Here is a 21,739-nt window from a genome sequence, read left to right as displayed (position 1 = left end):
GGGTCCGGTTGCGGGGGTGTCCGCGGCATGGATGCCGCGGCCAAGCCCCCATGGACGGGTTTACGGCGTCCCCCGCAACCGGACCCACCCCGCCATCCCACGGATAGCCCGCTTCTGCTGTTGCTGTTGCTGTTGCTGTTGCCGGCCAGCGGCCGGCACTACCGCTTCGGCGGGTGCAGGGCGCAGCCCTGCCCGAAACCCTCAACCCGCCGGGGTGCCCGCACCATGCAGATAATCCAGGCTCACCTGCAGCAGCGCACGGAATCCGACATCCAGCGCCTTCTCATCCAACAGGAACTTCGGCGAATGGTTGGCCGGCGCCGTCGCCGGGTCGATGCCCACGCTGGTGGAACCGACGAAGAAGAACATGCCCGGCACTTCCTTGGCGTACAGCGAGAAATCCTCCGCGCCCATCTGCAGCGGCGGCTCGTACACGTTGTCCTTGCCCACCACCGCCTGCAGGCTCGGCAGCATCTTCGCGGTCAGCGCCGGGTCGTTCACCGTGGCCGGGTTGCCTTCCGATTCGTAGATGTCGGTCACCGCCTTGGCCCCATGCGCGGCAGCGGTGTGGTCGGCCACGTTGCGCAGATCGGCGAAGATCTGCTGGCGCATGCCTTCGTCGAAGGTGCGGATGGTGCCGACCATCTCCACTTCATCGGGAATGATGTTGTAGCGGATGCCGCCGTTGATCGCGCCGAAGGTCAGCACCGCCGGCTGCTTGGACAGGTTGGCGCGGCGGCTGACGATGGTCTGTGCGGTGCCGATCAGATCAGCAGTGGCCACGATCGGATCCACGCCGTTCCACGGTGCCGAGCCATGGGTCTGGCGGCCGATCACCTTGATGCCGAAACGATCGGACGCGGCCATCAGCGGGCCACCGCGCACCGCGATCTGCCCTGCCTGCACGCTGGAGAACACATGCAGGCCGAACACCGCCTCGGGCTTGAAGTCGGCAAACAGACCTTCCTTCAGCATCAGCGCCGCACCGCCCTCTTCCGGTGGCGGCGCACCTTCTTCGGACGGCTGGAAGATCAGCATCACCTGGCCCGGCAGGTCCTTCTTCATCGCCACCAGCGCTTCGGCCACGCCCAGCAGGGTGGCAGTGTGCGCGTCATGGCCACAGGCGTGCATCACGCCCACGGTCTGCCCGCGGTACTGCGCGGTGGCCTTGGAGGCGAATGGCAGGCCGGTCTGCTCGGTCACCGGCAGTGCGTCCATGTCCGCGCGCAGGGCGATCTTCGGGCCCGGCTTGCCGCCTTCGATGATCGCCACCACGCCGTGGTGGGCAATGCCGGTCTTCGGCTTCAGGCCCATCGCGCGCAGGCGCTTGGCGACCTCGGCGGAGGTGCGCTCCTCGCGGTTGGACAGTTCCGGGTGCTGGTGGAAATCGCGGCGCCATTCAACCACCTTGGCCTGCAGGCGCTGCGCGGCAGCGGTCACTTCCGGGCGCTGCGCGTCCTCGGCGTGGGCAAGGGCCGGCAGGGCCAGCAGCAGGGCGGACAGCAGCAACGAACGGCGCATCTCGATCTCCACGGAAGGGGTCTGCACCTGAATGTAGGGCAACCTTGCCGTTACGGGAACCTCCAGCGTCGTCCATCTGTCTGAGCGCCCGTCCCATCCGTCATGCAGGAAACCCGGTGGGCCACAGGTATGCTTTGCGCATTGCCACCCGGGGTGCCCACCCCGTCCAGCCCTCTTGGAGTCTTGAATGTCACGTGTTTGGAAGATCGTGCTGCTGGTCGTGGCGGTGCTGGTGCTGGCCGTGGTCGGCCTGCGCGTACTCGGTGGCGGCAAGGACAAGGCTGCCGGGCAGCAGGCAGGCGCCGGCCAGGGGGGTGAAGATCCCGATGCCGGCCCGGTGCCGGTGACCGTGGTCGATGCCGCGCGCCAGGACGTGCCGGTGTATGCCAGCGCACTGGGCACGGTGACCGCGATGAACACCGTGACGGTCAGCCCGCAGGTGGGCGGCCAGCTGATGAGCCTCAATTTCCGCGAAGGCCAGGAAGTGAAGAAGGGCGACGTGCTGGCGGTGATCGACCCGCGCACCGCCCAGGCCAGCTATGACCAGGCCGTTGCATCCAAGCGCCAGAACGAAGCCCTGCTGGCCACCGCACGTTCGAACTACCAGCGCTCGAACGCGCCGGAGTACCGCCAGTTCGTGGCCAAGACCGATCTGGATACACAACGAAACCAGGTGGCACAGTACGAAAGCGCAGTGGCGGCCAATGAAGCCAGCATGCGTTCGGCGCAGGTGCAGCTGCAGTACACCCGGGTCACCGCGCCGATCACCGGTATCGCCGGCATCCGCGCGGTCGACGCCGGCAACGTGGTCAACGCCGGTACCGCACTGGTCACCCTGACCCAGATCCATCCGATCCACGTGCTGTTCAACCTGCCCGAACGCCAGCTCGGCGACGTGCGCCAGGCGCAGGCCGCCGGCAGCGTGCCGGTCGCAGCGCTGGACCGCGCCGATTCGCACGTGCTCAGCGGCGACGGCAAGCTGGACGTGGTCGACAACCTGATCAGCGCCGACAGCGGCACCTTCAAGGCACGCGCGGTGTTCGACAACACCGACAACGGCCTGTGGCCGGGCCAGTTCGTCAATGTGCGCATGCAGCTGCGCACCATCGGCGGCGGCGTGGTGATCCCGACCCAGGCAGTGCTGCGTGGCCCGGACGGCGAGTACGTCTACGTCGTGCAGGGCGACAACACGGTGAAGATGCAGACCGTGCGCAGTGGCGTGGAAGTGGGCGACAGCCAGGTGCAGATCGCCGAAGGCCTGAAAGGCGGCGAGCGCGTGGTCAGCGAAGGCCAGTTCCGCCTGAAGCCGGGCAGCAAGGTGACCGCGCTGAAGCCGGGTGAAACCCCGGCCGCACCGACCGAGGCCGAACTGAAGGCCGCCGAACAGAAGAGTGGCGGCGGCCGCCGCGGCGGTGGCCCGCGCTGAGCGCAGGCCCCTGCTCTTCCCCGCGCCGGCGATCCCGCCGGCGCTGCCATTGAAGTGCCAGCAAGGATCAGTCCGTGGGCTTTTCGACGATCTTCATCCGCCGCCCGATTGCCACCTCGCTGTTGATGGCGGGCTTGTTGCTGCTGGGCATCCTCGGTTACCGCAAGCTGCCGGTGTCGGCGCTGCCGGAAATCGATGCGCCCAGCCTGGTGGTGACCACGCAGTACCCCGGTGCCAACGCCACCACCATGGCCTCGCTGGTGACCACGCCGCTGGAGCGCCAGTTCGGGCAGATCTCCGGGCTGGAACTGATGACCTCCGATTCCTCGGCGGGGTTGTCGACGATCATCCTGCAGTTCTCGATGGACCGCGACATCGACATCGCCGCACAGGACGTGCAGGCGGCGATCCGCCAGGCCACCCTGCCCTCGTCGCTGCCGTACCAGCCGGTCTACAACCGGGTGAACCCGGCCGACGCGGCCATCGTCACCCTCAAGCTGACCTCCGATACGCGGCCGCTGCGCGACGTCAACAACTACGCTGACTCGATCCTCGCCCAGCGCCTGTCGCAGGTGCAGGGCGTGGGCCTGGTGTCGATCGCCGGCAACGTGCGTCCGGCCGTGCGCATCCAGGTCAATCCGGCGCAGCTGTCCAACATGGGCTTGACCCTGGAAGAGCTGCGCAGCGCGCTCACCCAGGCCAACGTCAATGCGCCGAAGGGCTCGCTGAACGGCAAGACCCAGTCCTACAGCATCGGCACCAACGACCAGCTGGCCAGCGCCGCCGAGTACCGCGACACCATCATCAGCTACAAGAACGGCCGCCCGGTGCGGCTGTCCGACGTGGCCGAAGTGATCGATGGCGTGGAGAACGACCAGCTGGCGGCATGGGCCGACGGCAAGCCGGCCGTGCTGCTGGAAGTGCGCCGGCAGCCGGGCGCCAACATCGTGCAGACCGTCGAGCGCATCCGCGCGCTGCTGCCGCAGCTGCAGGGCGTACTGCCGGCCGACGTGCACCTGGAGGTGTTCTCCGACCGTACCGAAACCATCCGCGCCTCGGTGCATGAAGTGCAGTTCACCCTGATCCTGACGATCGGCCTGGTGGTGGCGGTGATCTTCGTGTTCCTGCGCCGGTTCTGGGCCACCATCATTCCCTCGGTGGCAGTGCCGTTGTCGCTGGCCGGCACCTTCGCGGTGATGGCCTTCACCGGCATGTCGCTGGACAACCTCTCGCTGATGGCGCTGGTGGTGGCCACCGGCTTCGTGGTCGACGATGCGATCGTGATGATCGAGAACATCGTGCGCTACATCGAACAAGGCAAGAGCGGCAAGGAGGCGGCCGAGATCGGTGCGCGCCAGATCGGCTTCACCGTGCTGTCGCTGACGGTTTCACTGGTGGCGGTGTTCCTGCCGCTGCTGCTGATGCCCGGCGTCACCGGCCGCCTGTTCCACGAGTTCGCCTGGGTGCTGAGCATCGCCGTGGTGCTGTCGATGCTGATCTCGCTGACGCTCACCCCGATGATGTGCGCCTACCTGCTCAAGCCCGATGCGCTGCCCGAGGGCGAAGACGCGCACGAACGTGCGGCCGCGGCCGGCAAGCAGAACCTGTGGACGCGCACCGTCGGCCTGTATGAGCGCAGCCTGGACTGGGTGCTGGAACACCAGCCGCTCACCCTGGCCGTGGCCGCTGCCGCGCTGGTACTGACCGTGCTGCTGTACGTGCTGATTCCCAAGGGCCTGCTGCCCGAACAGGACACCGGCCTGATCACCGCCGTGGTCCAGGCCGACCAGAACATCGCCTTCCCGCAGATGGAGCAACGCACCCAGCAGGTGGCCGAAGCGCTGCGCAGGGATCCGGACGTGACCGGCGTATCGGCCTTCATCGGTGCCGGCAGCATGAACCCCACGCTCAACCAGGGCCAGCTGTCGATCGTGCTGAAAGAGCGCGGCGAACGTGATGGGCTGGAAGACATCCTGCCGCGCCTGCAGAAATCCGTCGCCGGTATTCCCGGCGTGGCGCTGTACCTGAAGCCGGTACAGGACGTGACCCTGGACACCCGCGTGGCCGCCACCGAGTACCAGTACTCGCTGTCGGACGTGGACAGCGCGGAAGTCGCGCTGCAGGCCAACCGCCTGACCCAGGCGCTGCGCCAGCGCCCGGAACTGGCCGACGTCGACAACAACCTGTCCAACCAGGGCCGCGCACTGGAACTGAACATCGACCGCGACAAGGCCAGCGTGCTGGGCGTGCCGATGCAGACCATCGACGACACCCTCTACGATGCGTTCGGCCAGCGCCAGATCTCGACCATCTTCACCGAGCTCAACCAGTACCGGGTGGTGCTGGAAGTGGCGCCGCAGTTCCGCACCAGCACCGCGCTGATGGAACAGCTGGCGGTCGCCTCCAACGGCGCCGGCGCCCTCACCGGCACCAACGCGACCAGCTTCGGCCAGGTCACCTCGTCCAACTCGTCGACCGCCACCGGTATCGGTGCGCAGAACACCGGCATCACCGTCGGTGCGGGCGGCATCATCCCGTTGTCGGCGCTGGCCGAGGCGAAGGTCTCCAGCGCGCCGCTGCTGGTCAGCCACCAGCAGCAGCTTCCTGCGGTGACGGTTTCCTTCAACGTCGCGGCTGGCTATTCGCTGTCCGCTGCGGTCAAGGCCATCGAAGAGACCAAGGCCAGCCTGGACATGCCGGCGCACGTGCATGCGCAGTTCATCGGCAAGGCCGCTGAATTCACCGGCAGCCAGACCGACGTGGTGTGGCTGCTGCTGGCCTCGCTGGTGGTGATCTACATCGTGCTGGGCGTGCTGTACGAGAGCTACATCCACCCGATCACGATCATCTCGACCCTGCCGCCGGCCGGCGTCGGCGCGCTGCTGGCATTGATGGTCTGTGGCCTGAGCCTGTCGGTGGACGGCATCGTCGGCATCGTGCTGCTGATCGGCATCGTCAAGAAGAACGGCATCATGATGGTCGACTTCGCCATCGAGGCGCGGCGCACCGGCGCCAACGCGCGCGAAGCCATCCGCCGCGCCTGCCTGCTGCGCTTCCGCCCGATCATGATGACCACCGCTGCAGCCATGCTTGGCGCGTTGCCGCTGGCGCTGGGCACCGGCATCGGCTCGGAACTGCGTCGGCCGCTGGGCATCGCCATCGTCGGCGGCCTGCTGCTGTCGCAGCTGGTAACCCTGTACACCACGCCGGTGATCTACCTGTACATGGAACGCTTCTCGGAATGGCTCGCCCGTCGCCGTGAACAGCGTGCGCTGCGCGATGGCACGGTGCAGGAGCCGCAGGCATGACCCTGGCCCCGCACCTTCGGGGGGCTGCACGATGAACCTGTCCGGCCCCTTCATCCGCCGCCCGATCGGCACCGCCCTGCTGGCCATTGGCTTGTTCATGGTCGGCGTGATCTGTTACCTGCGGCTCGGCGTGTCGGCGTTGCCGAACATCGAGATCCCGGTGATCTTCGTGCACGCCAGCCAGTCCGGTGCGGATGCGGCGACCATGGCCTCCACGGTGACCGCGCCGCTGGAGCGCCACCTCGGCCAGCTGCCGGGCATCGACCGCATGCGCTCGTCGAGTTCGGAAGGCAGCTCGCTGGTGTTCATGATCTTCCAGAGCGACCGCGACATCGATTCGGCCGCGCTGGACGTACAGACCGCGATCAATTCGGCGCAGGCCGACCTGCCCTCGGGCATGGGCTCGCCGATGTACCAGAAGGCGAACCCGAACGACGATCCGGTGATCGCCATCGCGCTGACCTCGCAGACGCAGTCCGCCGATGAGCTGTACAACGTCGCCGATTCGCTGCTGGCCCAGCGCATCCGCCAGATCGGCGGTGTCGCCTCGGTGGATATCGCCGGTGCCTCGACGCCGGCGGTGCGTGTGGACGTCAACCTGCGCCTGATGAACGCGCTGGGACTGACCGCCGACGACCTGCGCAATGCCGTGCGCGCGGCCAACGTGACCTCGCCCACCGGCTTCCTCAGCGATGGCAACACCACCACGGCGATCATCGCCAACGATTCGGTCGCACGCGCCGCCGACTTCGCCGATCTGGTGGTCAAGACCCAGGGCGATGGCCGGGTGATCCGCCTGAAGGACATCGCCAACGTCTACGACGGCCAGCAGGACGCCTACCAGGCCGCGTGGTTCGACCACAAACCGGCCGTGGTGATGTATGTGTTCACCCGCGCCGGCGCCAACATCGTCGAGACCGTGGACCGGGTGAAAGCGCAGATTCCCGCGTTGCGCGACTACCTGCAGCCGGGCACCACGATGACGCCCTACTTCGACCGCACCCCGACCATCCGGTCGTCGCTGCATGAAGTGCAGATCACCCTGCTGATCAGCCTGGCGATGGTGGTGCTGACCATGGCGCTGTTCCTGCGCCGGTTGGCGCCGACGCTGATCGCGGCGGTCACCGTGCCGCTGTCGCTGGCCGGTGCCGCGCTTGTGATGTACGTGATGGGCTTCACCCTGAACAACCTGAGCCTGCTGGCGCTGGTGATCGCGATCGGCTTCGTGGTCGACGATGCGATCGTGGTGATCGAGAACATCATGCGCCACCTCGACGAGGGCATGCCGCGGATGCAGGCGGCCTTCGCCGGTGCGCGCGAAATCGGCTTCACCATCGTCTCGATCACCGCTTCGCTGGTGGCGGTGTTCATCCCGCTGCTGTTCGCCAGCGGCATGATGGGCGCGTTCTTCCGCGAATTCACCGTGACCCTGGTGGCGGCGATCGTGGTGTCGATGATCGTTTCGCTGACACTGACCCCGGCGCTGTGCAGCCGCTTCCTCAGCGCGCACGACCACACGGCGGCACCGTCGCGCTTCGGCCGCTGGCTCGATGCCGGTCACGAGCGGATGCTGCGCGTCTACACCGTGTTCCTTGATTTTTCGCTGCGCCATGCGCTGCTGCTGTCGTTGACGCCGTTGATCCTGATCGGCGTCACCATCTTCCTGTTCGGTGCGGTGAAGAAGGGCGCGTTCCCGCCACAGGACACCGGCCTGATCTGGGGCCGCGCCAATTCCAGCGCGACGGTGTCCTTCGAGGACATGGTCAGCCGCCAGCGCCGCATCACCGACATGCTGATGGCCGACCCGGCAGTGAAGACCGTGGGCGTACGCCTGGGCAGCGGACGCCAGGGTTCCAGCGCGCAGTTCAACGTGGAACTGAAGTCGCGCAAGGAAGGCCGCCGCGAAACCACCGCACACGCACTGGCACGGCTGAGTGCGAAGGCCGACCGCTACCCGGACCTGCAGCTGCGCCTGCGCGCGATCCAGGACCTGCCCAGCAACGATGGCGGTGGAAACAGCCAGGGCGCGCAGTACCGCGTCTCGCTGCAGGGCAACGACCTGGCCGCACTGCAGGAATGGCTGCCCAAGCTGCAGGCGGCATTGAAGAAGAACCCGAAGCTGCGTGATGTCGGCACCGACGTCGACAACGCCGGCCTGCGCCAGAACATCGAGATCGACCGGGCCAAGGCCGCGCGCCTGGGCATCTCGGTCGGCGCCATCGACGGTGCGCTGTACGGCGCCTTCGGCCAGCGCCAGATCTCCACCATCTACTCGGACATCAACCAGTACAGCGTGGTGGTCAATGCGCTGCCGTCGCAGACCGCCACGCCTTCGGCGCTGGACGAAGTGCATGTGCGTGCACGCAACGGCGAGATGGTGCCGATCACGGCGGTGGCCCGCCAGGCGCCGGGCCTGGCGCCCTCGCAGATCACCCATGAAAACCAGTACACGACGATGGACCTGAGCTACAACCTCGCCCCCGGCGTCAGCATGGGCGAGGCCAAGGCCATCATCGACAGCACCGTGGCCGGCATGCGCATGCCCGGCGACATCCGCCTGGCCGACGACGCCGGCTTCGGCTTCAATTCCGACCCCAGCGACATGCTGATCCTGGTGCTGGCAGCCATCCTCACCGTCTACCTGGTGCTGGGCATCCTGTACGAAAGCCTGATCCACCCGGTGACGATCCTGTCCACCCTGCCGGCCGCCGGCGTCGGTGCGTTGCTGGCGCTGTTCGGCACCAACACCGAACTGTCGGTGATCTCGATGATCGCGCTGGTGCTGCTGATCGGCATCGTCAAGAAGAACGCGATCATGATGATCGACTTCGCCCTGGTGGCGCAGCGCGAACATGGGCTGACTCCGCGCGATGCTGCCCGTGAAGCCAGCATCGTGCGTTTCCGCCCGATCATGATGACCACGATGGTGGCAATCCTGGCTGCGGTGCCGCTGGCGATCGGCCTGGGCGAAGGTTCAGAGCTGCGTCGCCCGCTGGGCATCGCGATGATCGGCGGCCTGCTGTTCTCGCAGAGCCTGACCCTGCTCAGCACGCCGGCGCTGTACGTGATCTTCTCGTGCCTGGCCGAGCGCTGGAAGGCGCGGCGCGCGCGCAGGCGTGAAGCGAAGCTCCTCAGGCGCGCACAGCGGGCCTGACTTCGGCAGCGCCGGGCCATGCCCGGCGGCCTTTCAGCAATCCGCGCTGCGCGCTCGCCGGGCATGGCGCGGCGCTACCGGCCTCTGGTGGGTGCGGACCGTTGGTCCGCACGCCGATGGCATTTGACGCGCTGTAACGAAAAGAGAACAATTCTCATCCAGCCATGGTCCTGCGCCCCCTTGTGGCGCCCCGCTGCCGTCCCCGGCACGCCTGCGTGATCCCAGCCACCGACCTTTCCCCCCTGCATGGGCGGATGGCCCGTGGCCGCCCGCCGAGGATCTCCATCGATGTTGCCGATTCGCTCCCCCCGCCTGGCCGTACTGGCCGTCGCGCTGTCCGCCGCCTGCACTGCACACGCCGAAGCCCCGGCCGGATCCCGCAGCGCCACCGATCTGGACGCGGTCAAGGTCATCGCCGAGCGTACCCATACCGAGGCTGGCGCCCTCGGCGATCGCGCCCTGCGTGATACCCCGTTCGCGATCACCGCCGTCGGCCGTGAGCAGATCGAACAGCGCCAGGTCGTGTCGCTGGGCGAAGCCTTCCTGCTCGACCCCTCGGTCACCACCCAGGTCAGCGCCTATGCCAGTGGCTGGAGCTCGCCGATCCGCAACCGTGGCATCGACCTGAATTTCGACAGCTACCGGGTCAACGGTCTGCAGGTCTCGTCCTGGGGCACCGAATGGCCGCTGGAAGTGATGGAACAGGTCGACCTGCTGAAGGGTCCGGGAGGTTTCCTGTACGGCTTCGGCGCGCCGGGCGGCATCGTCAACTACATCACCAAGAAGCCGACCGACGTACCGACCTTCTCCGCCCAGCTCGGCTGGCGCGAGCAGGGCATCGTCAGCGGCGGCATCGACGTCGGCGGCCGCTTCGGCAACGAGCAGATGTTCGGCTACCGCTTCAACGCATACCAGGAAAAGGGCGAAACCTTCAACGGTGGCCATGTCGATCGCAAGGTCGGTGCACTGTCGCTGGACGCGCGCCTGAGCGATGCGCTCACCTGGACCTTCGACGGCGTGTTCCAGTCGCGCGACCTGCGCGAGGAATCACCGCAGTACTACTTCCGTGGCCTGACCTCACTGCCGCGGCCGATCGCCGGCGATGTCGACAACAGCGTGCCCGGCACCTACTACGACACCCGCTCCAGCCTGCTGTCCACCGCGCTGAACTGGCAGATCAACAGCGACTGGAAGGCCAGCCTGAGCTATGGCGTCACCACCTCGTGGAACGACGTCAACAAGATCTTCGCCTACATCGACGATACCAACGGCGACTACGCCGTCAACGTCTATGAGCTCGGCGGCAAGAGCGAGTGGAAGCTGGCGCAGGCACTGGTGCAGGGCCGCTTCGGCACCGGCCCACTGCAGCACCAGCTGGTGGCCGGTGTCAGCCACCAGACCGGGCTGGGCTGGGACCGTCCCTACGAGTTCAGCCTGATCGGCCGCGCCAACCTCTACCAGCGCCATGGCATCCGTCACGACGCGGTGGGTTCCCGGGTGATGACCCGCGGTGACGAGACCGTACAGCAGGCGGTGTTCGTCAGCGATACCGTCAATCTCGGCCATGGCTGGTCGGTGCTGGCCGGTTGGCGCTACAACGACTTCGAGACCAAGGGCGCCTACCACACCTATCCGGTCACCCCGACCTATGCGGTCATGTTCAAGCCCAGCGAGGCCGTCACCCTGTATGCCAGCTACATCGAGTCGCTGGAAGCAGGCAGCCGCGTAGGCAACAGCTACATCAATGCCGGCGATGTGCTCGACCCCACCATCAGCAAGCAGTACGAGATCGGCGCCAAGGTGGAAGCGAATCGCTGGAACGCGAATGTCGCTGCGTTCCGCCTGGAACGTGGCGCCAACATCGATCAGCTGACCGATGCAGGCAAGCGCCTGGTGCAGGATGGCATCACCCTGTACGAAGGCGTCGAAGCCAGCGCCGACCTGCACCTGACCGATGCGCTGACCGTGGGCGGTGGCGTGACCTGGCTGGACCCGACCTACGACAAGCTGTCACCGGGCAGCGCGGCGCAGGAAGGCAACCGTACCGTCGGTGCTGCGCGCTGGAGCGGCGTGCTGCACGCCACTTACCAGCTGCCGTGGGTGGAAGGGCTGGAGACCTATGCCGCCGTGCGCTACTACGGCGATGTCTGGTACGACGCCGACAACACCCTGAAGCTGCCCGACTACACCCTCGTCAACGCCGGCGTCGGTTACCGCCTGCTGGCCTCCGGCCATCCGGTGACCCTGCGTGCCAGCGTGGAGAACCTGGCCAACCGCAGGTACTGGTCCAATGCCGGCGTCGGCCTGCCGCGCACCTTCGCGCTCAGCGTGCGGTTCGACATGTAACGGGCCTCGGTAGCGCCCGGCCATGCCCGGCGGCTGCATGCCACGCCGCGCATGGCGCGGCGCTACCGGATTTCACGCGTGGCCCGTAATAATGGTGGCCGATCCTTTCGCCGAGCCTGCATGTCCGCACGCGAATCCCGCCTCAGCCGCCTGTGGGCCCACGAGAAGGCCAGCTATGGCCTGCGGGTGTTCATTGCCCTGACCGCGGCCATGGCCGTGTGCTGGCACCTGGATGCGCTGACCGCGCTGCCCGGCGTGTTCCTCGGCATCATCGCCAGTGCGATTGCCGAGACCGATGACAACTGGTGGGGCCGGACCAAGGCCGTGCTGCTGTCGCTGTTGTGCTTCTGCCTGGCAGCGGCCTCGGTGATCTGGCTGTTCCCCTGGCCGTGGATATTCATCGCGGCCCTGGCGCTGTCCACGTTCGGCCTGACACTGCTCGGTGCACTGGGCGAGCGCTACGCGTCCATCGCCCAGGCGACCGTCACGCTGGCCATCTACACCATGATCGGCCTGGAACAGCATGGCGCCCATGACCTGCACAGTGCGCTGGATGCGGTCAGCCACCTGCTTGCGGGTGCGGTCTGGTACGGGCTGCTGTCGATCCTGTGGACCACGTTGTTCGCCAACCGGCCGGTGCGCGAGCGCGTGGCCCGCCTGTACGTGGAACTGGGCCGTTACCTGCAGCTCAAGGCCGCGCTGTTCGAACCCGTACGCGAGGCGGACCTGCAGCGCCGCCAGCTCGACCTGGCCGAACAGAACCGTCGCGTGGTCGGCGCGCTGAACGAGGCCAAGACCGCGATCCTGGCGCGCTTTGGCCGCTCCGGACGGCCCGGCGTCAACTCCGGCCTGTACCTGCGCCTGTACTACATGGCACAGGATTTCCATGAGCGCGCCAGCTCCTCGCATTACCCGTACGGCGCGCTGGTCGACGCGTTCTTCCACAGCGACGTGCTGTACCGCTGCCAGCGCCTGCTCGACCTGCAGGGCCAGGCCTGTGCACGGCTGGGCGAAGCGATCCGGCTGCGTCGTCCGTTCGTCTACGGCGAGAGCAACCAGCAGGCCGGGCGCGATCTGGCCGATGCCCTGGCCTACCTGCGCGACCAGCAACGCCCGCAGTGGCAGCGCCTGCTCGGCTCGCTGGACCTGCTGGTGCACAACCTGCGCAGCATCGAGCGCCGCCTGCTCGATGCCGAACGATCCGAAGCCAGCCTGGACAACGTCGACACCCGCCTGCGCGACAGCAACCCGCACACGCTGCGCGAAATGGGCGTGCGCGTGCGCCAGCAGCTCACCCCCGGCTCGGTATTGTTCCGCCATGGCCTGCGCATGGCGCTGGCACTGATCGCCGGTTTCGTTGCCATCCATCTGTTCAATGCACAGAACGGCTCGTGGGTCCTGCTGACCATCGTGTTCGTGTGCCGGCCCAGCTTCGGTGCCACCCGCCAGCGCCTGGCCCAACGAATCGTCGGTACGCTTGCCGGCCTGGTGCTGACCTGGGCGCTGCTGCAGCTGTTCCCAACGCTGGAGATCCAGCTGCTGATCGCATTGCTGTCGGCACTGCTGTTCTTCTTCACCCGTACCGACCGCTATCTGGTCGCCTCGGCCGCCATCACGGTGATGGCGCTGACCTGCTTCAACCTGATCGGCGACGGCTTCGTGCTGATCGTGCCGCGCATGGTCGATACGATCCTGGGGTGCGCGATCGCCGCAGCGGCCGCGTTCCTGATCCTGCCGGACTGGCAGGGTCGACAGCTGCACCGCGTGCTGGCGCGGGTGCTGGATACCGCCGCCCGTTATCTGGAATCGGTGCTGGGCCAGTACCGCAGCGGCATGCGCGACGACCTGGCCTACCGCATCGCCCGCCGCGACATGCACAACGCCGATGCCGCACTGTCCACCGCATTGTCGAACATGCTGCGCGAACCGGGCCACGTGCGCCGCAACCTCGATTCGGGTTTCCACTTCCTGGCGTTGTCCAACACCCTGCTCGGGCATCTGTCGGCGCTGGGTGCGCACCGCGACCAGGTCGACAGCTACGCGGGCGATCCACTCGCGCTGGCCGCTGGCGAGCGGGTGCGTAAAGCGCTGCAGCAGCTGGCATCGGCATTGACGGCGCAGCAGCCGGTGTCGGAGGAGGACAACGACGCCGATCGTGCGGTGGCCGCGGAACTGGAGCAGCTCGATGAGACGATGCCGCCGAAACTGCAGTTGATCCGCACGCAGATGGCGCTGGTGCTGCGGATGTTGCCGAAGGTGAGGGCAGCGGCCAATGGCGCGGTGCGCGGCCTGGCCTGAGCGGACGGCATCCACGCATGGCGTGGATCTACTGGAGCGGTATTCGGGCGTGACCCTGTCGGCCGTGCAACATCGTGTTGCGTGCACGGGGGCATTGCGATCACGCCCCGACGCCGATACTGCGGTGTCGCCCACGCAGGATCTCCCCCATGAAGATCGAACTCAACGACCGCACCGCACTGGTCACCGCCTCCACCGCCGGCATCGGTCTGGCCATCGCGCAGGGGCTTGCCGCCGCGGGTGCACAGGTCATCCTCAACGGCCGCAGTACCGACAGCGTGGAACGCGCACGTCAGCGACTGCTGGCTGCAATTCCCGACGCCAACGTGCTGGGCGTGGCCGCCGATCTGTCCGACGCCCGCGGGGTCGACGCGCTGCTGGCCGGCCTGCCGGGCAACGTCGACATCCTGGTCAACAATGCCGGCATCTTCGGCCCGCAGGACTTCTTCGAGACCGACGATGCCACCTGGGAGCAGTACTGGCAGACCAATGTCATGTCCGGCGTGCGCCTGTCGCGCGCCCTGCTGCCGGCGATGGTCGACGCCGGTTGGGGCCGCGTGCTGTTCATCTCCTCCGAATCAGCACGCAACATTCCTGCCGACATGATCCATTACGGCGTCAGCAAGACCGCGCAGCTGTCGTTGTCGCGCGGCCTGGCCAAGCGCGTGGCCGGCAGCGGCGTCACCGTCAATGCGGTGCTGCCCGGCCCGACGTTGTCCGATGGCTTCGCAACGATGTTCGAAGAAGAGCGTGCACGCACCGGCAAGCCGCTGGAACAGATCGGCCGTGAGTTCGTGATGGCCCATCGCCCTGCATCGGTGATCCAGCGCGCGGCCACGGTCGAGGAAGTGGCCAACATGGTGGTCTACCTCGCCTCACCGCAGGCGTCGGCCACCTCCGGCGCAGCGCTGCGGGTCGATGGCGGCGTGGTCGACGATATCGTGTGAGCGTTGGTGGGGTGTGTGGACCAACGGTCCGCACCTACCGCATCCCTGCCTGACAGGCAGGGATGCTAGGCTGCGCCGGTCCAAGGAGGTTCCATGTCCGGTCACAACCAGTTCGCCCTGCTGCGCCAGCGCCGTTTCCTGCCGTTCTTCATCGTGCAGGGGTTGGGTGCCTTCAACGACAACGTGTACCGGCAGGCGATCATCGGCCTGCTGTTCTACCTGGGCGTGGCCGAGAGCGAGCGCACGCTCTACACCAACCTGGCGCCGGCGCTGTTCATCCTGCCCTACTTCCTGTTCTCCGCCCTGGCCGGGCAGATCGCGGAAAAGCTGGAGAAGTCGCGGCTGATCGTGATCACCACCACCATGGAGATCGTGATCATGACGCTGGCTGCGGTGGGCTTTCTCACCGAGAGCCTGCCGGTGCTGCTGGTGGCCCTGTTCTGCACGGGCCTGCAGTCCACCCTGTTCGGCCCGGTGAAGTACTCGGTGCTGCCCTCGGTACTGCGTCCGGAAGAACTGACCGGTGGCAATGGCCTGGTCGAGATGGGCACGTCGATGTCGATCCTGACCGGCATGATCGTCGGCGGCCTGGTGTTCACCCTGGCAGGCACCCATGGCCCGATCGTGGCCGCCACCTCTGTCATCGCGCTGGCGATCTGCGGCAACCTGGCCGCGCGCATGATCCCCAAGGTGGATGCCGGCGCCCCGGACCTGAAGATCAACTGGAACCCGATCCCCGAATCGCTGGCCGTGCTGCGCATGGCCAGGAAACAGAAGGCGGTACGCAACGCCATCCTCGGCGTGTCCTGGTTCTGGTTCGTCGGCACCATCCTGACCGCGCAGCTGCCGTCCTATGCGGTCACCAACCTCGGTGGCGAGCCCACCCTGTACATCTTCGCCCTGGCGCTGTTCTCGGTCGGCACCGGTGTCGGTTCGCTGCTGTGCGAAAAGCTGTCGGCGCGCACGGTGGAGATCGGCCTGGTGCCGCTGGGTGCGTTCGGCATGACCGCCTTCCTGCTGGACCTGTACTTCGCACGCGCCGGTGAGGCCACCGCGCAAGGCCTGTCGGTCACCCAGTTCGTGCACCAGGCCGGCAGCATCCGCATCATCATCGACCTGCTCGGCATCGGCCTGTTCACCGGCTTCTTCGTGGTGCCGCTGTTTGCTTTGATCCAGAGCCGCACGCCGAAATCGGAGATGTCGCGCGTATTCGCCGCGCTGAACATCCAGAACTCCGGCTTCATCGTCGCTGCGGCCGTACTCGGCCTGCTCACCCAGCGCCTGCTCGGCTGGACCATCCCGCAGCTGTTCCTGGCACTGGCCATCGCCAATGCCGTGGTGGCGATCTACATCTTCACCATCGTCCCCGAATTCCTGATGCGCTTCCTCAGCTGGGTGATGGTGCGCACGCTGTACCGGCTGCGCCCGCACGGCATCGAAGCGAACGTGCCCGATGAGGGCGCCGCGCTGCTGGTCTGCAACCACGTCAGCTACATGGACGCGCTGATCCTGTCGGCGACGATCCCGCGCCCGGTGCGCTTCGTCATGTACTACAAGATCTTCAACATCCCGGTCATGCGCTGGATCTTCCGCACCGCCAAGGCGATTCCGATCGCCGGTGCGCGCGAAGACCCGGCCCTGATGCAGCGCGCGTTCGATGAAGTCGACGCCGCACTCGCCGAGGGCGAGCTGGTATGCATCTTCCCGGAAGGCGCACTGACCCGCGACGGCACGATGGCAGCGTTCAAATCCGGCGTGGAGAAGATCCTCGAACGCCGTCCGGTACCGGTGGTGCCGATGGCCCTGCGCGGCATGTGGTCGAGCATGTGGAGCCGCCGCGATACCCGTCTGGGCCGCATGCGCGTGCCGCGCCGGTTCCGGGCGACAGTGGAGGTGGTCGCCGCCCCGGCGGTGGATGGCCATTCAACCGATGCCGCCGCCCTGGAAGCGCAGGTCCGCACCCTGCGCGGCGACCTCGCCTGACGCAATCGCCCCCATCCGGGGGCGATGACGGTACGCTGCCTACGCCACCGTCCAAGGGCGATACGAGGCCTGACGGGGCTGAAAACGCATACATGCGTCGTTGGTTGCGGTAGATTACGCACCCACAGGGGGGAGGTTCGGCCCGTTCACACGGCCGACCACCAAGGAATGGAGTCTTGCTTTGAATCAACCGCCACCGCTCAGCCGTCCGGTCTACATCCCCAACCATCTGGTCTGGGCGATCCTGACGACGCTGTTCTGCTGCCTGCCGTTGGGCGTGGTGTCGATCGTGTATGCCGCCCAGGTCGATGGTCGCAATGCGGCCGGTGACCTGCCGGGGGCCTATAGCGCGTCGCGCAAGGCGGGCTGGTGGGCGGTGGCTTCGGCCGCGGCCCTGCCGGTCCTGTTGCTGTTGTGGTTCGGGCTGTTCGGCGGCTTGGCCGCGCTGGGCGCTCTATCCGACCTTTGATTCACCACCACCACCCATCGAGGAGCTTGAACCATGAACACCACCACTGCGCAGGTCCCCAACAATCTGGTCTGGGCCATCCTGTCCACCCTGTTCTGCTGCCTGCCGGCCGGCATCGTGTCGATCGTCTACGCCGCGCAGGTCAACGGCAAGCTGGCTGCCGGCGACGTCGCCGGTGCCCGTGATTCGGCCGACAAGGCCAAGAAGTGGGCCATCTGGTCGGCCATCGCTGCCGTTGTGGTTGGCGTCCTGTACTTCATCATCATCATGGCCGTTGGCGGCCTGGGCGCCCTGAGCGGCGGCAACGGCAGCTACTGATGCCCGCGACGGGGTCCGGCCATGCGCCGGATCCCGCCCCCGCATGTCCGCACTTCCTGCTCGTTCCCGACTCACCCGCTGGGCTCCGCTGCTGGCCGCGTCCGGCCTGGCTGCGGGTGCCGCCGTGGTCCTGCGCCACGTCAATCCGTATGTCTCCGGCAATCCGCTGCCGGGCTGTCCGCTGTACGCACTGACCGGCTTCTACTGCCCCGGCTGCGGCAGCACGCGCTGCCTGTACTCACTGGTCCACTTCGACCTGCCCGGCGCGATGGCGATGAACCCGTTGCTGGTCATCAGCCTGCCCTTCCTGTTCCTGATGCTGCTCAACACCGCCGGCGTACGCCCGCGCGTGCTTGATCCACTGATGCGGGTACTGGCCAGCCCCACGTTCTGGCTGTGGCTGCTGCCCGGCTATGCCGTGCTGCGCAACCTGCCGTGGGCTCCGTTCACCGCGCTGGCCCCGGTGTAGGTTTCCAGCCAACGGCGCAGCCCCTCGTGGTGGGCGGCGTTTGAAGGCAGAAGCCCTGGGGTGGCCGGGCGGGATGGGTTTGCGGGGGACGCCGTGAATCCCCAGACCGGCCCAGCCGCTGGCGGCTGGGCGTTCGGGCGCTTGCGAAGCAGTGCTTCGCAATCAAAGCGCCCTCACCCCTGGAGGCTTGTCCGCGGCATCCATGCCGCGGACACCCCCCGCAAACCCATCCCGCCCGGCCACGGACAATTTCCGTGCGCGTCCACCACGGAAAAGAAAGAGAAGATCAAAAGCCGAAGCGGGTCGCTCCGCTCGGCATCCACGCATGGCGTGGATCTACTGGCCGTCATCGGAAACTGTCGGGGGTGGGGCGGCGTGGGGCTGCAGAACCGTTGGCGCCATGGATGGCGCCATCGAGCCCCCATGGATGGGTTAACGGCGTGTCCTGCAGCCCCACACCCCCCACCAAACCCACAGAAATCCAGAGCCGCTGTTGCAGTTGCAGTTGCTTCCAGCGGGTGCAGGGCGGCAAGCCCTGCAGAAAAGCACAACTAGGTCACCCAGCCCGCGATCACCAGCAGGGCCAGCACCGCCAGCCACAGCAGCAGCATCCGCCACACCAGGCTCATCGCATCCCGCAGGTCCGGCAACCGCTGCCACACCGGCAGCAGGCCCGCTTCGGTGTAATCGTGAGCGTCCTCGCGCAGCTCGGCATTGACGCTGGCACGCGCCACCGCACCCAGGAAACCAATGCCACCGGCCAAGCGCTCACCATGCGCCTGGCGCCATGCCTTCCAGGCCGTGTCGAAGTTGCCGACCAGGGCCATCGAGAACGCCATCAACTGCGCCACCGGCCACTCGATCCAGCCCAGCAGCCGCTGTGCCAGCGCCAGCGGCTCCACCGGCACGCGCGCACGCATCGGGCTTTCCGCCATCAGTGCCAGCAGGCGATAACCGAGAGCCCCCACCGGGCCCAGCAGCAGGAACCAGAACAGCACCGCGAACCAGCGCCGCAGGGCGTTGAGCACGGTCGCCTCGACCAGTGAAGGAACATCCTCACGCAGGCTGCCACCGGCCGGCTGCAGGTTGCGTACCGCCGCCTGCCGGGTCGGCGCATCGTCGGCATCGATGATCGCCTCGATGTCGCGGTCCAGATCGCGCGGGCCCCAGCACCAGGCCAGCACGGCCACGCCCAGCAGCAGCGCCGGAAGGCCGAACAGCACCCCGCGCAGCAGCCAGGCGACCAGCGCCATCAGCAGCAGTGGGGGTACGATCGCCAGCGCCACGCCGGCGGCCCCCTGCCAGGCCCGACCACCGCGCGCGTCCAGCCAGCCCAGCCAACGCCGGAAGCCGTCGAAACGGCGCAGCGACGCGGCAGCGGCCGGGGCGACATGGCCAAGGGCCAGTGCCACCAACACGGCGACCAGGGTGGTGAACATGGCAGGTCTCCCTACGAGCGAGCGTTCGGCGTCGCTACCTTACCTGTCGCAGCGTCGCCGTCAGCGGTGAACCGTACTGTAACCGGCAGCGTGTTCAGGTGGCGGCAATGCTGGCACCGCCGGATGCCGGTTGCTGGCGGTACCAATGCTCGATCAGGCCCCGCGAAATGGAAATCGGCGGTGACAGACGGATGCCTTCTCCATCGTCCTCGACGTCACGCGCGAGGGCCGCGCCAACTTCCTCGGCGCTGAACCAGCGCGCGTCTTCCAGTTCGCCATCCACGGTCGGCACGTCGTCGTGTGCCTGCGCACGGAATCCGACCATCAATGCGCCGGGGAACGGCCAGGGCTGCGAGCCCAGGTACTGGCAGGCGGTCACCCGCACCTTGCTCTCTTCGTGCACTTCGCGCGCTACGGTCTGCTCGAAGGTCTCGCCCGGCTCGACAAAGCCGGCCAGCACCGAATAGCGGCGCGGCGCCCAGTTGGACTGGCGGCCCAGCAACAGCCGGCCCTGGTTTTCAACCGCGACGATCACGGCCGGGTCGACGCGCGGATAGTGTTCGGTCGCGCACTGCGGGCAGCGGCCGACGAAGCCCCCCCGGGCGAACGTCACGGCGCTGCCGCAGACACCGCAGAAGCGGGTACGCGATTGCCAGTAGGACATGCCACGGGCGTAGCTGAAGGCGGTCGCATCGGCCACGGTCCATAGCAGCGCGGCCTGGCGCAGATCGAGCCGGCGTGGCGCGGTGACCGTCACGCTGGCCGCTTCCACCGAGAACCACGCCTGCTCGCCACGCAGGCCGAGGAAAATCGCGACACCCGGCCCGCCACCGACATCGGCGCCGGTCAACGCCAGCGGCTGGTCGTCATCACCGGTGAAGGCGGTGCCGTCCTGGTCCAGGACAAGAATGCGCGCATCGGGCCACAGGCGCGCCAGAGCATCGGCATCTTCGCGCATGGCATCGGCGCGCTCCAACGGTTCACCCACGAAGGCAAAACCGGAAAGCGGCGAAGGAGAATTGAGCATCCAGCTAGCCTGCCGCCAATCACGGCAGGTGGCAAGCCGCAGACTGTGCAGAAACCCGCCTGTGGTTGCAGTAACGGTCATCCACGCATGGCGTGGATCCAGCGAAGGCAGCGCGCGGGGTGCATGCCCCACGCCCTGCAATTACATGCTGAAACTGCTGCCGCAGCCGCAGGTGGTCTTGGCGTTCGGATTGCGGATCACGAACTGCGCACCGGTCAGGCTCTCGGTGTAATCCACTTCGGCACCCATCAGGTACTGCAGGCTGAGCGGATCGACCAGCAGGGTGACCCCGCTGGTCTGCACCGCCAGGTCATCGCCGGCACGGTTCTCGTCGAACTCGAACCCGTACTGGAAGCCCGAACAGCCGCCACCCTCGATGTACACACGCAATGACAGGTCGGGGTTGCCCTCGTCCTGGATCAGTTCCTTGACCTTGGCCGCAGCGGCCTCGGTGAAGTTCAGCGGCCGATCCAGCGACTGGTAGTCGGGCGCGGCGGCCGGCGTGGCGCCGGGGAGGGAGACGAGCGTGTTCATGGGCTCAGCATGGGGGCGCCGGCGCTGGCTTTCAAGCCATCGCCTCGGCCAGCTTGCGGCGGGCGGCGGTGTCGCCCTTGCCGTCAGCGGACGCTTCGCCTTCCGGCGCCGGCAGGGCCTGCATCGGGGCGCTGGCATGGATCAGCCGGCCGTTCAGCTGGGCACCCGCATTCATTTCCACCACTTGGTAGTGAACATTGCCGTTGACCCGCGCACTCGGGGTCAGTTCGACCTTCTCGGTGGCATGGACATCGCCGTCCAGGCGGCCACTGATGACCACCACTTGGGCGCGGATCTCGCCTTCGATCACGCCATGCTCGGCGAGGGTCAGGGTCGCCGCGCTGGCGCCCTCCTGGGCAATCACCTTGCCGTGGATGCGACCTTCCACGTACAGGCCACCACTGAATTCCACATCGCCACGGATCACCACCTGGTTGCCGATCAGGGCATCCACCACCAGTTGGCCATCACGGCTGGATTTGCTGCTTCCGAACATCTGC

General features: G+C 67.1%; 15 protein-coding genes. 10 read left to right on the top strand and 5 right to left on the bottom strand.

Going from position 1 to position 21,739, the window contains the following annotated elements; all coding sequences use genetic code 11:
* Positions 1-201 precede the first annotated feature (201 nt).
* Positions 202-1,521, bottom strand: coding sequence for a M20 family metallopeptidase (locus tag AC1DCU_RS07300; RefSeq protein ID WP_025874644.1), 1,320 nt, complete (start codon positions 1,519-1,521; stop codon positions 202-204).
* A 187-nt stretch (positions 1,522-1,708) separates the two neighbouring features.
* Here AC1DCU_RS07300 and AC1DCU_RS07295 point away from each other — a divergent pair, with 187 nt between their 5' ends.
* The 10 genes from AC1DCU_RS07295 to AC1DCU_RS07250 all read left to right on the top strand — a co-directional run bounded on the left by AC1DCU_RS07295 (position 1,709) and on the right by AC1DCU_RS07250 (position 18,239).
* Positions 1,709-2,947 carry an efflux RND transporter periplasmic adaptor subunit gene (locus tag AC1DCU_RS07295; RefSeq protein WP_032976663.1) on the top strand — a complete coding sequence of 413 codons (1,239 nt, stop codon included), beginning with the start codon at positions 1,709-1,711 and terminating at the stop codon, positions 2,945-2,947.
* Positions 2,948-3,021: 74 nt separating this feature from the next.
* Positions 3,022-6,255 carry an efflux RND transporter permease subunit gene (locus AC1DCU_RS07290; protein WP_312962562.1) on the top strand — a complete coding sequence of 1,078 codons (3,234 nt, stop codon included), beginning with the start codon at positions 3,022-3,024 and terminating at the stop codon, positions 6,253-6,255.
* 31 nt (positions 6,256-6,286) lie between these two features.
* Positions 6,287-9,409 carry an efflux RND transporter permease subunit gene (locus AC1DCU_RS07285; protein ID WP_025874641.1) on the top strand — a complete coding sequence of 1,041 codons (3,123 nt, stop codon included), beginning with the start codon at positions 6,287-6,289 and terminating at the stop codon, positions 9,407-9,409.
* Positions 9,410-9,697: 288 nt separating this feature from the next.
* Complete coding sequence (locus tag AC1DCU_RS07280; protein ID WP_442251365.1) at positions 9,698-11,755, top strand: TonB-dependent siderophore receptor; 2,058 nt, start codon at positions 9,698-9,700, stop codon at positions 11,753-11,755.
* Positions 11,756-11,875: 120 nt separating this feature from the next.
* A complete protein-coding gene (gene yccS, locus AC1DCU_RS07275; RefSeq protein ID WP_033832393.1) occupies positions 11,876-14,053 on the top strand; it encodes a YccS family putative transporter in 2,178 nt (725 codons plus the stop codon).
* A gap of 149 nt (positions 14,054-14,202) precedes the next feature.
* Positions 14,203-15,000: an SDR family NAD(P)-dependent oxidoreductase gene (locus AC1DCU_RS07270; protein ID WP_134833185.1), complete on the top strand. Its 798-nt coding sequence runs from the start codon at positions 14,203-14,205 to the stop codon at positions 14,998-15,000.
* 93 nt (positions 15,001-15,093) lie between these two features.
* Positions 15,094-16,983: an MFS transporter gene (locus AC1DCU_RS07265; RefSeq protein ID WP_059065362.1), complete on the top strand. Its 1,890-nt coding sequence runs from the start codon at positions 15,094-15,096 to the stop codon at positions 16,981-16,983.
* A gap of 181 nt (positions 16,984-17,164) precedes the next feature.
* Positions 17,165-17,452, top strand: coding sequence for a CD225/dispanin family protein (locus AC1DCU_RS07260; RefSeq protein ID WP_025874636.1), 288 nt, complete (start codon positions 17,165-17,167; stop codon positions 17,450-17,452).
* Positions 17,453-17,485: 33 nt separating this feature from the next.
* A complete protein-coding gene (locus tag AC1DCU_RS07255) occupies positions 17,486-17,770 on the top strand; it encodes a CD225/dispanin family protein (protein ID WP_025874635.1) in 285 nt (94 codons plus the stop codon).
* 43 nt (positions 17,771-17,813) lie between these two features.
* Positions 17,814-18,239 (top strand): DUF2752 domain-containing protein, encoded by a 426-nt coding sequence (locus tag AC1DCU_RS07250; protein WP_025874634.1) that lies wholly within the window; start codon positions 17,814-17,816, stop codon positions 18,237-18,239.
* Between the two features lie 551 nt (positions 18,240-18,790).
* Here AC1DCU_RS07250 and ampE read toward each other — a convergent pair.
* The 4 genes from ampE to AC1DCU_RS07230 form a co-directional block, all read right to left on the bottom strand.
* Positions 18,791-19,678 carry a regulatory signaling modulator protein AmpE gene (gene ampE, locus AC1DCU_RS07245; RefSeq protein WP_312966031.1) on the bottom strand — a complete coding sequence of 296 codons (888 nt, stop codon included), beginning with the start codon at positions 19,676-19,678 and terminating at the stop codon, positions 18,791-18,793.
* Positions 19,679-19,772: 94 nt separating this feature from the next.
* Positions 19,773-20,705, bottom strand: coding sequence for an NAD(+) diphosphatase (nudC, locus tag AC1DCU_RS07240; protein WP_025874632.1), 933 nt, complete (start codon positions 20,703-20,705; stop codon positions 19,773-19,775).
* 141 nt (positions 20,706-20,846) lie between these two features.
* A complete protein-coding gene (gene erpA / locus AC1DCU_RS07235) occupies positions 20,847-21,239 on the bottom strand; it encodes an iron-sulfur cluster insertion protein ErpA (protein ID WP_025874631.1) in 393 nt (130 codons plus the stop codon).
* 31 nt (positions 21,240-21,270) lie between these two features.
* Positions 21,271-21,735, bottom strand: coding sequence for a bactofilin family protein (locus AC1DCU_RS07230; RefSeq protein ID WP_025874630.1), 465 nt, complete (start codon positions 21,733-21,735; stop codon positions 21,271-21,273).
* Between the last annotated feature and the right edge of the window lie 4 nt (positions 21,736-21,739).

Source organism: Stenotrophomonas sp. 10L48 (genome assembly GCF_056395105.1).
This window is presented reverse-complemented; position numbering and strand designations above follow the sequence as displayed.

Coding starts and splice junctions, on each gene's coding strand:
- AC1DCU_RS07300 (WP_025874644.1), bottom strand. CDS start 1,521: ATGCGCCGTTCGTTGCTGCTGTCCGCCCTGCTGCTGGCCCTGCCGGCC.
- AC1DCU_RS07295 (WP_032976663.1), top strand. CDS start 1,709: ATGTCACGTGTTTGGAAGATCGTGCTGCTGGTCGTGGCGGTGCTGGTG.
- AC1DCU_RS07285 (WP_025874641.1), top strand. CDS start 6,287: ATGAACCTGTCCGGCCCCTTCATCCGCCGCCCGATCGGCACCGCCCTG.
- AC1DCU_RS07280 (WP_442251365.1), top strand. CDS start 9,698: ATGTTGCCGATTCGCTCCCCCCGCCTGGCCGTACTGGCCGTCGCGCTG.
- yccS (WP_033832393.1), top strand. CDS start 11,876: ATGTCCGCACGCGAATCCCGCCTCAGCCGCCTGTGGGCCCACGAGAAG.
- AC1DCU_RS07270 (WP_134833185.1), top strand. CDS start 14,203: ATGAAGATCGAACTCAACGACCGCACCGCACTGGTCACCGCCTCCACC.
- AC1DCU_RS07265 (WP_059065362.1), top strand. CDS start 15,094: ATGTCCGGTCACAACCAGTTCGCCCTGCTGCGCCAGCGCCGTTTCCTG.
- AC1DCU_RS07255 (WP_025874635.1), top strand. CDS start 17,486: ATGAACACCACCACTGCGCAGGTCCCCAACAATCTGGTCTGGGCCATC.
- AC1DCU_RS07250 (WP_025874634.1), top strand. CDS start 17,814: ATGTCCGCACTTCCTGCTCGTTCCCGACTCACCCGCTGGGCTCCGCTG.
- ampE (WP_312966031.1), bottom strand. CDS start 19,678: ATGTTCACCACCCTGGTCGCCGTGTTGGTGGCACTGGCCCTTGGCCAT.
- nudC (WP_025874632.1), bottom strand. CDS start 20,705: ATGCTCAATTCTCCTTCGCCGCTTTCCGGTTTTGCCTTCGTGGGTGAA.
- erpA (WP_025874631.1), bottom strand. CDS start 21,239: ATGAACACGCTCGTCTCCCTCCCCGGCGCCACGCCGGCCGCCGCGCCC.
- AC1DCU_RS07230 (WP_025874630.1), bottom strand. CDS start 21,735: ATGTTCGGAAGCAGCAAATCCAGCCGTGATGGCCAACTGGTGGTGGAT.